Source organism: Nocardioides pini, assembly GCF_026712185.1.
Lineage (GTDB): Bacteria > Actinomycetota > Actinomycetes > Propionibacteriales > Nocardioidaceae > Nocardioides > Nocardioides pini.
In genome coordinates this window covers 727,190-739,837 of record NZ_JAPPUX010000003.1, presented here as the reverse complement: position 1 = coordinate 739,837, position 12,648 = coordinate 727,190, and the positions used below count along the sequence as shown (strand labels likewise).

At 72.9% G+C, this 12,648-nt stretch carries 16 protein-coding genes, 1 pseudogene and 1 riboswitch; of the genes and pseudogenes, 7 read left to right on the top strand and 10 right to left on the bottom strand.

What is annotated here, in order from left to right; genetic code table 11:
* Positions 1 to 128, top strand: a pseudogene (locus NYO98_RS13300) (IS481 family transposase); the annotation flags it as partial.
* On the opposite strand, the gene NYO98_RS13295 reads toward NYO98_RS13300, so the two are convergent.
* The gene (locus NYO98_RS13295) at positions 125 to 679 is read right to left on the bottom strand and encodes a YqgE/AlgH family protein (protein WP_268112210.1); all 555 of its coding nucleotides are present in this window, start codon (positions 677 to 679) and stop codon (positions 125 to 127) included. The pseudogene NYO98_RS13300 and the gene NYO98_RS13295 overlap by 4 nt on opposite strands.
* A 71-nt stretch (positions 680 to 750) precedes the next feature.
* Between NYO98_RS13295 and NYO98_RS13290 the strand changes: the two genes are divergently transcribed.
* On the top strand, positions 751 to 1,410 hold the full coding sequence (locus tag NYO98_RS13290; RefSeq protein WP_268112209.1) for a TetR/AcrR family transcriptional regulator: 660 nt from the start codon (positions 751 to 753) through the stop codon (positions 1,408 to 1,410).
* On the opposite strand, the gene NYO98_RS13285 is transcribed toward NYO98_RS13290, so the two are convergent.
* The 3 genes from NYO98_RS13285 to NYO98_RS13275 form a co-directional block, all read right to left on the bottom strand.
* The gene (locus NYO98_RS13285) at positions 1,394 to 2,416 is read right to left on the bottom strand and encodes a DUF3048 domain-containing protein (protein WP_268112208.1); all 1,023 of its coding nucleotides are present in this window, start codon (positions 2,414 to 2,416) and stop codon (positions 1,394 to 1,396) included. The genes NYO98_RS13290 and NYO98_RS13285 overlap by 17 nt on opposite strands.
* A gap of 158 nt (positions 2,417 to 2,574) precedes the next feature.
* Positions 2,575 to 3,135, bottom strand: a complete 561-nt coding sequence (locus NYO98_RS13280; protein WP_268112207.1) for a C40 family peptidase — start codon at positions 3,133 to 3,135, stop codon at positions 2,575 to 2,577.
* A 3-nt stretch (positions 3,136 to 3,138) separates the two neighbouring features.
* A riboswitch (cyclic di-AMP (ydaO/yuaA leader) is annotated at positions 3,139 to 3,334 on the bottom strand.
* A 109-nt stretch (positions 3,335 to 3,443) separates the two neighbouring features.
* Positions 3,444 to 4,211 (bottom strand): SDR family NAD(P)-dependent oxidoreductase, encoded by a 768-nt coding sequence (locus NYO98_RS13275; protein WP_268112206.1) that lies wholly within the window; start codon positions 4,209 to 4,211, stop codon positions 3,444 to 3,446.
* A gap of 134 nt (positions 4,212 to 4,345) precedes the next feature.
* Here NYO98_RS13275 and NYO98_RS13270 point away from each other — a divergent pair, with 134 nt between their 5' ends.
* Positions 4,346 to 5,398: a phosphatase PAP2 family protein gene (locus tag NYO98_RS13270; RefSeq protein WP_268112205.1), complete on the top strand. Its 1,053-nt coding sequence runs from the start codon at positions 4,346 to 4,348 to the stop codon at positions 5,396 to 5,398.
* A gap of 4 nt (positions 5,399 to 5,402) precedes the next feature.
* On the opposite strand, the gene NYO98_RS13265 is transcribed toward NYO98_RS13270, so the two are convergent.
* Positions 5,403 to 5,819 carry an HIT family protein gene (locus NYO98_RS13265; protein ID WP_268112204.1) on the bottom strand — a complete coding sequence of 139 codons (417 nt, stop codon included), beginning with the start codon at positions 5,817 to 5,819 and terminating at the stop codon, positions 5,403 to 5,405.
* Positions 5,820 to 5,894: 75 nt separating this feature from the next.
* On the opposite strand from NYO98_RS13265, the gene NYO98_RS13260 reads away from it, so the two are divergent.
* Entirely contained in the window at positions 5,895 to 6,518 is a 624-nt protein-coding gene (locus NYO98_RS13260) for an MSMEG_6728 family protein (RefSeq protein ID WP_268112203.1), read from the top strand.
* A gap of 227 nt (positions 6,519 to 6,745) precedes the next feature.
* On the top strand, positions 6,746 to 7,453 hold the full coding sequence (locus NYO98_RS13255) for an excalibur calcium-binding domain-containing protein (protein ID WP_268112202.1): 708 nt from the start codon (positions 6,746 to 6,748) through the stop codon (positions 7,451 to 7,453).
* Positions 7,454 to 7,519: 66 nt separating this feature from the next.
* On the opposite strand, the gene NYO98_RS13250 is transcribed toward NYO98_RS13255, so the two are convergent.
* Positions 7,520 to 8,164: a fasciclin domain-containing protein gene (locus NYO98_RS13250; protein WP_268112201.1), complete on the bottom strand. Its 645-nt coding sequence runs from the start codon at positions 8,162 to 8,164 to the stop codon at positions 7,520 to 7,522.
* A gap of 145 nt (positions 8,165 to 8,309) precedes the next feature.
* On the opposite strand from NYO98_RS13250, the gene NYO98_RS13245 reads away from it, so the two are divergent.
* Positions 8,310 to 9,182 carry a cobalamin-binding protein gene (locus NYO98_RS13245; RefSeq protein WP_268112200.1) on the top strand — a complete coding sequence of 291 codons (873 nt, stop codon included), beginning with the start codon at positions 8,310 to 8,312 and terminating at the stop codon, positions 9,180 to 9,182.
* Positions 9,183 to 9,192: 10 nt separating this feature from the next.
* Here the strand turns inward: NYO98_RS13245 and NYO98_RS13240 are convergent, their stop codons facing one another.
* Positions 9,193 to 9,666, bottom strand: coding sequence for a GNAT family N-acetyltransferase (locus tag NYO98_RS13240; protein ID WP_268112199.1), 474 nt, complete (start codon positions 9,664 to 9,666; stop codon positions 9,193 to 9,195).
* 104 nt (positions 9,667 to 9,770) lie between these two features.
* Between NYO98_RS13240 and NYO98_RS13235 the strand changes: the two genes are divergently transcribed.
* Entirely contained in the window at positions 9,771 to 10,340 is a 570-nt protein-coding gene (locus NYO98_RS13235) for a TerD family protein (RefSeq protein ID WP_268112198.1), read from the top strand.
* Here the strand turns inward: NYO98_RS13235 and NYO98_RS13230 are convergent.
* From NYO98_RS13230 to NYO98_RS13220, 3 genes are all read right to left on the bottom strand, one after another.
* Positions 10,291 to 10,803 carry an RDD family protein gene (locus NYO98_RS13230; RefSeq protein ID WP_268112197.1) on the bottom strand — a complete coding sequence of 171 codons (513 nt, stop codon included), beginning with the start codon at positions 10,801 to 10,803 and terminating at the stop codon, positions 10,291 to 10,293. The genes NYO98_RS13235 and NYO98_RS13230 overlap by 50 nt on opposite strands.
* An 11-nt stretch (positions 10,804 to 10,814) precedes the next feature.
* Positions 10,815 to 11,546 carry a hypothetical protein gene (locus NYO98_RS13225; protein ID WP_268112196.1) on the bottom strand — a complete coding sequence of 244 codons (732 nt, stop codon included), beginning with the start codon at positions 11,544 to 11,546 and terminating at the stop codon, positions 10,815 to 10,817.
* A 229-nt stretch (positions 11,547 to 11,775) separates the two neighbouring features.
* A complete protein-coding gene (locus NYO98_RS13220; RefSeq protein ID WP_268112195.1) occupies positions 11,776 to 12,474 on the bottom strand; it encodes a type 1 glutamine amidotransferase domain-containing protein in 699 nt (232 codons plus the stop codon).
* Positions 12,475 to 12,648: the final 174 nt, after the last annotated feature.

Here is a 12,648-nt window from a genome sequence, read left to right as displayed (position 1 = left end):
CCGATGCTGCCCGCACCGCGACCTACGCCGACTGGCTCCACTTCTACAATCACCACCGACCCCACACCGGCATCGGAGGCCTCGTCCCCGCTGACCGAGTTCACAACCTCACGGGGAAGTACACCTAGTTCAGGTCGGGATCGACGGGGCGGTTCACGTGCCAGGCGAGCATCCCGGGCTGGCGCCGCATCACGTCGCGCCACAGGCCGCTCGGGTCGTCGCGGAAGGCGTCCGCCGCCTCGCTCGAGACCACGTACCAGCTGCCCTCCTCGACCTCGCCGTCGAGCTGTCCCGCCCCCCACCCGGCGTAGCCGGCGAAGACGCGCATCGCGGTGAGGGTGCCGTCGACGAGCTCGGTCGGGGTGTCGAGGTCGACCATCCCCAGCAGCCCGGCCACCGGGCGCCACCCGACGGGCGGGTCCTGCGGGTCGCGGAGCGCACCGACGGCCAGCGCGCCGTCCGTCCCGACCGGTCCCCCGCGGAACAGCACCTCCGGGTGCGCGACCACGTCGCGCCACGGCTCCAGGACGTCGGCGACCAGGATCTGGGAGGGTCGGTTGAGGACGACCCCGAGGGCGCCCTCCTCGGTGACGTCGAGCAGCAGCACCACCGTGTCGGCGAAGTTGGGGTCCTGCAGGGCCGGCGTCGCCACCAGCAGCATCCCCGATGCGAGCTGCATGCCTCCACTATGGCCGACCCCGCGCCGCGACACACCACCCGCGTGGAATGGGGTCGCCTAGGCTGCGATCCATGGAGACCCGGCGGCAGCGCTACTCCGAGGCGACCAAGCAGGCGCTCGTCGAGGTCGCGGAGCGCCTCTTCACCTCGCAGGGCTACGCCTCCACGTCGCTGGACGCCATCGCGGCGGGCGCCGAGGTCACCAAGGGTGCGCTCTACCATCACTTCAGCGGCAAGCAGGCGATCTTCGAGGCTGCCTTCGAGCGGGTGCAGTCCCGGGCGACGACGGACGTCGTGGCCGCCACGGCCGAGCACCACGACCCCTGGGACCAGGCACGGGCCGGGCTGCGCGCCTTCCTCGAGGCGGTCCAGGAGCCGGGCTACCGACAGGTCGTCGTCTCCGACGGCCCCTCAGTGCTGGGCCACGAGCGCTACCGCGAGCAGGAGGAGCGCTCGACGTACGCCCTCGTCGACCGGATGGTGCGCTCGGCCCTGACCGCCGGGGACCCGCTCCGGGACGGCACCGGGCTCGACGACGCGATGCTCGGCACGTTCACGCGGATCTTCTTCGGCGCGATGTCGGCCGCGGGCGGCTCCGTCGCCGTCAGCGACGACCCCGCCGCCGCGGCCCTGCGGGTGGAGACGGCGATCGGCGTCATCCTGGCCGGGCTCCAGCAGGTGCTCGACGAGGGCGCCGGGGCGCTGGCGCCGGGGGCTACTTCGCGAACGTGACGTTGCCGTTGGCGGCCGGGACCAGCTCCACCCACACGTGGCCGGCGGGCACGGTCAGCTCGCCGCCCTTCGTCGAGAGCTCGATCGGGCCGGTCAGGCCGTCCTTGCTCCAGGTGCCCTTCACGACGCGGCCGCCGTGGAAGAGGAGCGCGGCGCCCTTGCCCTCGAACTTGGTCTCCGGCACCGGGTAGCCGGCCGGGTCGCGGTAGCCCGCGTCACCGACGCGCACCCGGAGCACGAGGACGGAGTCGGCCGGGAACTGGTCGCCCTGGGCGGCGTAGGAGTCGGTGTTGACGTAGCCGCCCTTCTGGAACTGCCAGCTGGTCGAGTGGGCGCCGAAGTCGGCGGTGAGCGTGCTGGCCTTGGCCCCCTTGGGCAGGTCGGCCTCGTCGCCCCACGGGAGGTACGGCGGCGGCTCCTCGTCGGCCTTGAGGCGCTTGGCGATGTCGCCGAGGCGGGCGAAGAGGTTGTAGGGCGCCGAGCGCGACGTCTCGCGGTAGACGTTGGCGTCGCCCTCGGTGATCCACGGGATACCGGCGCCGTTGATGCGCTTGATCGTGACCGGGGCCGCGCCGCTGGTCACGACCGTCGCGCCCTCCGGCACGATGCCGATGTCGCTGGCGCGCATCGAGCGGACCGGGCCGATGGCGGCGGGGACCTTCGAGTAGTAGAAGGCCGCGAGGCGCGTGTAGCCGCCCTCGACCAGCTCCTCGACGACGAGGTCGGCCGAGCCGAGGCCCACCTGCGGCGCGCTGGAAGAGGTGTTGTCGACCTTCGTGACGACGACCGGGTGGCGGGGTGCGTCGCCCGTGCGCTCGAGACCGGTCAGGGGCCAGTACGTCGGCTCCGGCGGCGCCTCGGTGGTCTCCGAGCTGCTCGGCTCCGAGGACGCGGAGGCGCTCGGCGCCGGGTCGTCGTCTCCGCCGCTGCAGCCGGCGAGGAGCAGCGTGGCCGCGAGTGCGGCGACGATCGCGCGGGGCGACGAGAGGTGGCGGCGGTGACGCACGGGATGACTCCGATCGAGCGGGGGGTGTCGAGCCTGGGGCCCGGTGATTCTCTGAAAGTCTGGGGGCGCGCCTTCCCCGATCGGGGAAGGCGCGCCACAGGGTAGATCAGCAGGACCTGCCTACCAATCCGAGCCTGTCACCCGGGTGCGTACGTCGCTCAGGCGCGGCGGACGGTCCCGGCGAACCACGAGGACGTCCACGGGACGGCGACGCGTACGCGCTGTCCCGAGCCCGGGGAGTGGAGCATCACGGCGTGACCGTGCGACCAGCGCAGGAAGATCGCCGCGTGGTAGACGCCACCGCCGCCGTAGAAGAACATCAGGTCGCCGGACCGCAGGTCGTTCTTGGCGATGCGTCGGACGGCACCCGCCTGGGCGCTCGACGTGCGCGGCACGGCGAGCCCGGCACGGCTGTAGCTGTAGCGGATCAGGCCGGAGCAGTCGAAGGCGTTCGGTCCGGCGGCGCCGTACGCGTAGGCGTCGCCGCGCTGGCGCAGGGCGATGTCGCGCGCGGTCTGCACGCGGTTGGCCACCCGGCGCGCGGCGCTGACGCGCGCCGCCTTCTGGGTCGTCTTCGCGGTGGTCGTGGTGGAGGTGTTGTCGGACGTGCTGCCGCCGGTGGCGGCGGATGCGGGGAGGGCGCTCATCGTCGAGGCGCTGAGGCCGATCCCGGCGAGGGCGAGCGCGAGGGCTCGCACCGTGCGAGGGGTCGCAGGCATGGCTGTTCCTTTCCCACGCCTGTGAGGTGAGCTGTCGGGCTAGGGCTGGAAAGTGCCCTGCTGCCACGCTCCGAGAAAGGCTGGCGGCTTCGCCCCGAGCCGGTCGAAGGACCGGCGGTGGAACCCGTGGGTCCCCCACTCCTGCCCCGGTGTGTCTCGGGGGTCGTCCCGGCCGGGCAGGACTCGGCGTAGTCCGGGACGGTTGGGTCTCTCGACCGCCATCCAAGGTGACAGACGTCCCCGAGGGACGCAAACCGGCCACGGGCCCTGAGCGTGGGGCCGTGGCCGGGATCACGCCCGGAGCAGGCTCAGCCGAGCTTGCGGCCGCCGTCGACGTACAGCGTCTGACCGGTGATGAACGACGCCTCGTCGCTGCACAGGAACGCGGCCGCGGCAGCGATGTCCTCGGGCTGCCCGACGCGGCGCACGGGCGTCGCCTCGGCGTTGAGGCGCTGCAGCTCCTCGGGCTCCATCTTGAGGCGTCGCGCGGTCGCGTCGGTCATCTCGGTGACGATGAAGCCGGGCGCGATCGCGTTGGCGGTGATGCCGAACGGGCCGAGCTCGATGCCGAGCGTGCGGGTGAGGCCCTGGATGCCCATCTTGGCGGCGGAGTAGTTGGCCTGGCCGCGGTTGCCGAGCGCGGAGACGCTCGACAGGTTGAGGATCTTGCCGTACTTCTGCTCCACGAACCGGGACTGCGCGGCCTTGGTCATGTTGAACACGCCCTTGAGGTGGACGTTCATCACCAGGTCCCAGTCCTCCTCGGTCATCTTGAAGAGCAGGTTGTCGCGGGTGATGCCGGCGTTGTTGACCAGCACGTGGATCCCGCCCAGCTCGTCGACCACCCGCTGCACGGCGGCCTCCGCGGCGGCCGTGTCGACGACGTCGCAGCCGATGCCCACGGCACGAGCACCGTCGGCCAGCTCGAGCCGGCCGGCGGCCTCCTGGGCGGCGGCCTCGTCGAGGTCGAGGATCGCGATGGAGGCACCCTCGCTCGCGAGGCGCTGGGCGATGCCGAAGCCGATGCCTCGCGCTGCTCCGGTGATGACGGCGACGCGGCGGTCGTAGCGACCCATCTCGTTGACTCCTCGGCTCGGTGACGTCTTGGTCCGTGAGGGTAGTGCGTCGGCCCCCCGGGGCCTCACCCGACTTGTGCAGATCCGGTGCAGGACGCTCGCGCGAGCGCGGCGGGTGCCCTAGCGTTCGACGCATGGGACGGGGGTACTTCCGCGGCGCGATGGGCGTCGCCGTTGCCATGGCCGTGGCCACGTGGGTGGTCGCGGCCGCCTACGACCTGCCTGTGCGCGACCCGGACGGGGTCTCGGTGCCGACGTGGGTGCGGCTGCCGTTGATCGTGCTGGCCGCCGTGCTCCTCGACGTGGTCGCGCGGTGGGCGGCGTACGCCCGCTCGACGCCGCGTCCCGGCGCCTGGACGGCGCTGCGCACCGTGGTCCGCGAGCGGTGGACGCGGGAGCAGGTGTGGTTCACCCTGAGCGGGCTCGTGGCCTGGTACGTCGCCTATGTCGCGTTCCGCAACCTCAAGGGCTACCTGCCGTTCGTCAACGACCGCCTGTGGGACACCGAGCTGCACCGGTGGGACCGCCTGCTGTGGCTCGGCCACGACCCGGCCGTCGTGCTGCACCACGTGCTCGGCACCGGCTGGGCCGCCTGGCTGCTGTCCGGGGTCTACGTGCTGTGGATCGGGCTCGTCCCGGCAGCGCTCGCGATCGCGCTCGTGTGGACCCGGCGCTCCGCCACCGGCGCCCTCTACGTCACGGCCGTCTCCTTCAACTGGCTGCTCGGCGTGGCGGTCTACTACCTGGTCCCCTCGCTCGGGCCGATCTACTCGCGACCGCAGGACTTCGACCACCTGCCGCGCACGTTCAACACCTCGGTGCAGGAGCTCCTGCTCGACGACCGCGTCGCCGTGCTGGCCGACGCCTGGGACACGCGGGCCGTGCAGACCGTTGCCGCCTTCGCGTCGCTCCACGTCGCCATCACGGTCACCACGTGCTTGGTCGCCGAGCTGCTCCGCCTCCCCCGGTGGGTGCGGCTGACCGGCTGGGCCTTCGCCGCACTGACCTGCCTGTCGACCGTCTACCTCGGGTGGCACTTCTTCGTCGACGTCCTCGGCGGGTTCGCCGTCGGCACGCTGGCCCTCGTGCTCGCCGCATGGACGACCGGCCACCCGCTCCGTCGCCGTGACCGGCCGTGGTCGCTCCAGGACGCCCGGGCCCGCGAGGAGGAGCAGGTCGGCTCGTGACCGGTCAGCCCGACGCGAGCGCGTCGCGCAGCCGCTCGGCGTAGGCCGCCGCCTCGCCGTCGCCGTACTTGGTGCGCGGCCAGAAGAAGCCACGCAGGCCGTCGCCCTTGGTGCGGGGCACCACGTGCATGTGGAGGTGCGGCACGGACTGGCTGACCGTGTTGTTGATCGCCACGAACGACCCCTGCGCCCCGAGGGCGTCCTTGACCCCGGTCGCGAGCCGCTGGGCCGCGGCGAGGAACCCGTCGCGCAGGTCCGCCGGCAGGTCGGGCAGCGTCTCGAGGTGGGTCCGCGGCACGAGGAGGACGTGGCCCTTGAAGACCGGCCGGGTGTCGAGGAACGCCACCAGGTCGTCGGTCTCGAGCACGACGTGACCGGGCACCTCGCCCGCGATGATCTGGCAGAACACGCATCCGTCCACGCCACGGATCGTGCCACGGGCCACCGACCGTCGGGGTGGGGTGCGACCCGGCCCGCCGTGCCTAGCCTCGACGGCGTGCAGACGTTCCTCCCCCACCCGGACTTCGAGGCCTCGGCCCGCGCGCTCGACCAGAAGCGGCTCGGGAAGCAGCGGGTGGAGACCATCCAGGTCGTGCGCGCCCTCACCGTGGCGGACTACGGCTGGGCCAACCACCCGGCGGCGCTCATGTGGAAGGGCTACGAGGAGGCGCTCGGCCGCTACGGCTTCGTGTGCTGCGAGGTGTGGCTCGAGCTCGGCTTCGGGGACACCTGCGCCGCCACGATCGCGACGGACCTCGCCGCGGCCGGCGTGACGACCGTGCGCACCCAGGCGGAGCTCGCGGACGCCGGCGCGCTGCCGCCCTGGCTGGGGGACGAGGACCTCCACCGCAGCCACCGCTCGGCCCTGCTCCGCAAGGACCCGGACTTCTACCGCCCGCAGTTCCCCGAGGACCCCGACGACCTGCCCTACGTGTGGCCGGTCCGCTCCCCCGCCGTGGTCGAGGCCGAGCGGCGCCGGGCGGAGAACGCCGTACGACGTGAGCAGCGCGCCGCCGAGCGGCTCCTCGAGGAGGCTGAGCGCGCTCGCCGACGCCGCAGCCGGGCGGCGAAGAAGGGCTGGGAGACCCGGCGACGGACTCGTGCGGAGGGTGGCGGTTGAGGGGCGACGCTCACGGACGCGCGTCCTGGAGACGCATCGCACCCGCCGCCGGGCGCTCGGAGGTCCAGTCAGATCGTGGAAGGTCCACGTCATCAGGTGGCCCGGATCCTCCACGATCCGTCGTGAGTCCCCGGATATCCGGTGACTCACGACAGCAGACACCCGGAGCGGGCGGGAGTTGGTCCGTTCCGCCCACGTCGTCCCCGCGTCGGTGTGAGGCTGGCGCCATGCACCAGCTCGTCCGCGCCCTCGCGCTCGCCCTCGTGTCCCTCGGCCTCGGCTTCTCGGCGCCGGCGCCTGCCTCCGCCGTCGTCGACCGCGACTGCGGCGACTTCGCGAGCCAGGCCGCCGCGCAGCACTTCTTCCTCGACACCGGCGCGGGCGACCCGCACCGCCTCGACGACGACGGCGACGGGGTCGCGTGCGAGTCGAACCCGTGTCCGTGCATCGGCCGCGGCAGCACCGCGCCGCAGCAGCTCGCGAACACCGGCAACACCCAGCCTCAGGCCCAGCAGGGCCCGCGGACCTACCGGGAGACCGGCAACGTCGTCCGGGTCACCGACGGCGACACCCTCCGGGTCCGCCTGCGCGGCGGGGCGCACGTGTCCGTGCGCATGCTCGGCATCGACACCCCTGAGCGCGGCCGGTGCGGTGCCGACGCCGCCACCGCGAACCTCCGGCGCCTGGCGCCGGTCGGCTCCACCGTGCACCTGGTCTCCGACCGCACGCAGGCGGCGAAGGACCGCTACGGCCGGCTGCTGCGCTACGTCCAGCGTCAGGGCGGCTACGCAGACCTGTCGTTCCGCCAGGCCTGGGACGGCTTCACCAAGCCGTACGTCTTCGGCGGCAAGCCCGTGGTCCGACACCGTCAGTACGTGCGCGCCATCGACCACGCCCGCGACCACGCGCGGGGTGCGTGGCACGGCTGCTGGTGACGACGCCGCGGCGGGGTCGCCCGCCGTCCGGTGACGACGGGCGCCCTCTCTGCGCGTGCGTGCCTGTCAGAGGTTGCTCGGCCGCAGGACGAACGTGATGCCGTGCGCGATCTGCGCGTTGCCCCGGTTGATGTCGAGGGCGAGCGGGTTCACGAGCGGGTCGACGTCGTCAGAGTCCTGGTCGCGCAGGACGATGATGGGCAGCCAACGTGCCACCTTGACCCCGATGGTGGGCCCCAGGGCGGTGGTCAGCTCGGCGCCGTTCGACCGGAGCGCGTCGCGGGCCGTGATCGTGGCACCCGGGACGACGTGGTAGAGCAGCACGTCCTCCACCGTGTCGAGGCCCAGGCCGGCGACCGCCGCGAAGACGTCCTGCTCGGTCCGGACCCACGTCCCGGTGAGGTCCTTGACGAGCACCTGGAACGCGCGGTCGTTCGGGATGAAGGCCGTCAGTGGCGTCGACCCGTCGGTGAGCAGGCGGACGGGGCTGTCACCGTTGGTGTCGGCGGCGATGACTGCGAGCACCGCCTCGGTGACGATGTCGTAGTCGTACCAGTCGCGGTCGAACTGGTTGCCGTCGCCGGTGAGCACGGACGCGAGGCTGGTCGTCCCGGTGCTCCCCGGTCCGGTGGCGCTCGCGGCGGTCGGCGCGACCAGCGCCGTGGTGAGGGCGAGCGCAAGCGCTGTGGTGGTGCGGCGGAGAAGTGCCATGGTCATGTCCTTCCGTCGGATGACCGCGCCCTGCGGTCACCTACCTTCTCCGCCGCACGCCGCCTGACGGATGCACCCGACGCCCACCTCGGTCGGATGGGTCGCATCGACCTGCGGGGACCTCCTCGACGTCTAGGCTCGCCGGATGCGCATCGTCTCGCTCATCCCCTCCGCCACGGAGATCCTGTTCGCGGTCGGCGCCGGCGACGACGTCGTGGGCGTCACGTTCGAGTGCGACCACCCGCCGGCGGCCCGCGAGCGGCTCGTGGTGTCGACCTCGGCGATGCCCGAGGGGCTGGGGCCGAAGGAGATCGACGACTTCGTCGCCGCAGCGCTCGCAGCGGGCGAGGACCTCTACCGGCTCGACGCCGACGCCCTCGCCGAGCTCCACGCCGACCTGGTCGTCACCCAGGACCTCTGCGCCGTGTGCGCGGTGGACGTCGGGACGGTCGACGAGGCGCTCGGCTTCCTCGGGTGCCGCGCCGAGGTGGCGACGGTCGACCCGCACACCCTCGACGACGTGCTGGACTCGATCACCGAGCTCGGGCGCATCACCGGTCAGGGCGAGCAGGCGGCGGCGCTGGTGGCCGGTCTCGAGGCACGCCTCGCTGCCGTCGCCGAACGCGTCGCCGGGCTCGAGCGGCCCCGCGTGCTCGTCCTGGAGTGGACCGACCCGCCCTTCGCCCCCGGGCACTGGATCCCGGAGATGGTCACCCGGGCCGGCGGCGAGCCGACGATCGGCGTCGCCGGGACGAGGTCGACACGGATCACCTGGGACGACGCGGTCGCGTCGCGGCCGGACGTCGTCGTCTGCGCGCCGTGCGGCTTCGACCTCTACGGCAGCACGAGGCTCGCGAAGGAGGTGCTCGACCGGTTCCCCGGCGTCCCGGTCTGGGCCGTCGACGCCGACGGCCACTTCGCCCGCCCGGGACCGCGCCTCGTCGACGGCGTCGAGGCGCTCGCCGGGATCCTGCACCCGGCCGCGGTCGCCCCCTCGGACCACGCCCGCCGGGTCTGACCCGCAGCCCTCAGCGAGCCTCGGGCCGCACCAGGACGTCGAACGGCCGCCCGTCCCGGCGCGCGGCGAACGACCCGACCCGTTCGAAGCCGAGGGACTCCACGGTGCGGCGCGCACGCGTGTTGAACGACGCCACCGTCACCCGGAACGCCGGCGGGGCGTACGTCGCGCGGCCGAACTCGAGGCCGGCCCGGATCACCGCGCGACCGAGGCCCTGCCCGGTGAGCGAGGGCCGCAGGCCGCCGCCGGTGTCGAGGGCCGCGTCGTCGTACTCCCACCCGGGCACCTGCCCGTCGGGTCCGTAGGAGCGGAAGCCGATGAGGCGCTCCTCGGCCAGCACCGCGTGGAAGCCCAGCTCCGGCTCGAGCAGCTCGTCGGGCTCGGCACCGGCCAGGTCGTAGACGTCGTAGGGCGGCTCGTAGCGCCAGGTGGCCAGGTCCTCGGCGTGGGCCCTGGTGAGCGGGACGATGCGGATCCCCAGCATGCGAGCAGTGTGCACCCTCGTCGTCCCCGGCCCCCGCGCACCCTGATCGCGCGCGGCGCGCTCCTGTACCTTCGGAGACGTCCCATCGAGCGGAGGAGTGACCCGTGATCGAGCTCACCGAGGGCCAGGAGCTCAGCGTCACCGGCGAGGACGGGCAGTCCCTCGCCCAGGTGCAGATGGCCGTCGGGTGGGACCACTCCCCTACGGCCGGCTTCATCGGCAGCGGGGCCGCGCCGATCGACCTCGACGCCTCGGCGATCCAGTTCGCCGGCGAGCAGTTCTTCGACCTGGCGTTCTTCAACCACCTCGCCACCCGGGACGGGTCGGTCGTGCACCTGGGCGACAACACCACCGGCAAGGGCGAGGGCGACGACGAGGTGATCACCGTCGACCTTGGCCGCGTCTACCCGAAGGTGGACACGATCCTGTTCATGGTCAGCAGCTACCAGGGCCACTCGCTGGAGTTCATCCGCAACGCCTACTGCCGCCTCGTCGACCACGACGGCACCGAGCTCGCCCGCTTCACCCTCACGCTCGGGGTCCGCGAGACGGGGCTGGTGATGGCCAAGCTGTTCCGCGACGGCCCGGTGTGGAAGCTCCGCCCGATCGGGGCCGGCATCGCCCTCAAGACGCCGACGGACTCGATCGAGGCTCTTGTTCCGTTCGTCCGGTGACGGAGGGGTGGGACAGCCAGTCGTAGACCACCGCGGTGCGCAGCAGCAGGTCCTGCAGCGACCTGCGGTCCCGGTCGACCGCGCACCACAGCAGCCCGATCGGGAACATCGCGTACGTCACTGCGCGCGCGAACGCACGGACCAACCCCAGCGGGGCGCCGCCCCGGGTGGTCACCCGGACACCCCAGAGGTGGTCGCCGATGGTGCGACCCGCCAACCACCACGCGAGCGTCAGGTACACCACCAGGTAGGCGAGGAACAGCGCCACCGACCACAGGAAGGAGGCGTCGGGCATGTTGAAGCGGCGCGGGTCGAGCACGAACACGAAAGCCACCAAGGCCGCGTACGAACCAGCAAGTGCAATCGCCACCACGAGGGCGTCGACGGCGCTCGCCGCCAGCCTCGTCACGACACCGGCGCTGGTCCCCTGGTAGGACCGTGCCTCCAGGGGGACGCTCCACATCCCGGGCTCGTTCACGACGGTTCCGCAGGGGTGGCGCGCTTGCGGCGACGCCGGAACAGGTAGTTCTCGAGGCCCCGGCTGACGGCCTCGTCGGCCGAGATCCCCGTCATCCGGGCGCCACGGATCGTCTCCGACGCCATGGAGCCGCTGGAGTCGCGGATGATGGCGGGCAGGTCGATCGCCTCGATCACCTCCTCGACCATCGCCACGAGGTCGATCCGGCCGATCACGGCATCGAGGTCGAGCCGTGCCGCGATCGCATCGATGTCGACGCCGGCCACCGCGGCGTCGAGGTCCACGCCCGCCACCGCCTCGTCGAGGTCGACCTTCTTCACGATCGCGTCCAGGTCGAGGCGGTCGACGACCGCGTCGATGTCCACCGCCCGGACGACCTCGTCGAGGTCGACGTGGCGGACGACCAGCCCGGTCAGGTCCAGGCGGGAGACGACCCGCTCCACCAGGACGGGCGCCCAGTGGTCGAGCAGCACCTGGGCCACGCGCACCATCTCGGCGCGGCGGGCGGCGCCGTGCCGGGCCGCGTCCTCGATCAGCGTCGCCGGCTGCCAGCGTTCGGCGACGAAACGGGGCCGCCAGATCAGGTCCTGGTGGAGCAGGGGCACGGAGACGAGGGCTCGACCCACCGCCACCCCGGTCCCCACGACCGCGCCGGCCACTCCCAGCGCGACGTCGAACACCGGCTGGGGCTCGGGGTGCACGGCGCCCTCGACAGGCACTCGTGGCACTTGCGCCAGGCGCGTCATCCCCCCAGCCTGCGTCGGCGGCAGGGAGGCCGCCTCACCCGTGCGGGATGAGTGGCCCGACAACACAAGGACCTCCCCGCCGGATGACACGCGGCGGGGAGGTCCTGTGGTGGCGAGGGGTGCGTGGCGTTTCTCGTGGGTCGCCGGCTTCGCCGCGGAGGCGCTGGCGTGCCCGGGGCGTGCCGACCTCGGCGCTGCGCCGACCCGATCCTCAGCCCTGCAGCAGCTTCACGACCTCCTGCGCGGCCTGGGTGCTGGACGCCGGGTTCTGGCCGGTGACGAGCCGGCCGTCGACGACCACGAACGGCGCCCACGGCTCGCCCGAGGAGAACGACGCGCCCGACTCGCGCAGCCGCGACTCGAGCAGCCACGGCGCCTTGTCGGCGAGCCCGGCCTGCTTCTCCTCGGCGTCGGTGAACGCCGTCAGCTCCCGCCCCTCGAAGAGCCACGAGCCGTCCTCGCGCGTGGCGGGCAGCAGGCCGGCGGGACCGTGGCACACCGACGAGACGACCTTGCCGGCGTCGAGCATCGTCACCAGGACGCGGCCGAGGTCGTCGTCGACCGCGAGGTCCTCCATCGGGCCGTGGCCGCCGGGGACGAAGACCGCGTCGTAGTCGTCGAGGTCGACGTCGGCGAGGACCAGCGTGGAGGCGAGGCGGCCCTGGAGGGCGTCGAGGGCCGCGCGCTGCTTCGCGGACTCCTCCTCGCCGATGGCGCCCGGGTCGAGGCTGCCCTCGTCGACGACGGGCGTGCGGCCGCCCGGACTGGCGAGGTCGACGTCGATGCCCGCCTCGTCGAAGACAGCGAGCGGGGCGAGCAGCTCCTCGGCCCAGAAGCCGGTCGGGTGCTTCGTCCCGTCGGACAGGGTCCAGTGGTCGGCACCGGTGAGGACGGTCAGGATCTTGGGCACGGGAGTACTCCTCGGGGGCGGAGGGGGCGGCGCCGGTCGACGCCGTCCCTCGACGCTACCCAGCGGAGCTGCGCAACCCAACGGGTGACCGGACCGCTCCCCCGGGCAGCACGACGCCCCGGCGGGAGGCCCGCCGGGGCGTCGTGTGGTGCCACGTGAGGGCTGGTGCTGGCT

Coding starts and splice junctions, on each gene's coding strand:
- NYO98_RS13295 (WP_268112210.1), bottom strand. CDS start 679: ATGCAGCTCGCATCGGGGATGCTGCTGGTGGCGACGCCGGCCCTGCAG.
- NYO98_RS13290 (WP_268112209.1), top strand. CDS start 751: ATGGAGACCCGGCGGCAGCGCTACTCCGAGGCGACCAAGCAGGCGCTC.
- NYO98_RS13280 (WP_268112207.1), bottom strand. CDS start 3,135: ATGCCTGCGACCCCTCGCACGGTGCGAGCCCTCGCGCTCGCCCTCGCC.
- NYO98_RS13275 (WP_268112206.1), bottom strand. CDS start 4,211: ATGGGTCGCTACGACCGCCGCGTCGCCGTCATCACCGGAGCAGCGCGA.
- NYO98_RS13270 (WP_268112205.1), top strand. CDS start 4,346: ATGGGACGGGGGTACTTCCGCGGCGCGATGGGCGTCGCCGTTGCCATG.
- NYO98_RS13255 (WP_268112202.1), top strand. CDS start 6,746: ATGCACCAGCTCGTCCGCGCCCTCGCGCTCGCCCTCGTGTCCCTCGGC.
- NYO98_RS13250 (WP_268112201.1), bottom strand. CDS start 8,164: ATGGCACTTCTCCGCCGCACCACCACAGCGCTTGCGCTCGCCCTCACC.
- NYO98_RS13245 (WP_268112200.1), top strand. CDS start 8,310: ATGCGCATCGTCTCGCTCATCCCCTCCGCCACGGAGATCCTGTTCGCG.
- NYO98_RS13240 (WP_268112199.1), bottom strand. CDS start 9,666: ATGCTGGGGATCCGCATCGTCCCGCTCACCAGGGCCCACGCCGAGGAC.
- NYO98_RS13230 (WP_268112197.1), bottom strand. CDS start 10,803: ATGTGGAGCGTCCCCCTGGAGGCACGGTCCTACCAGGGGACCAGCGCC.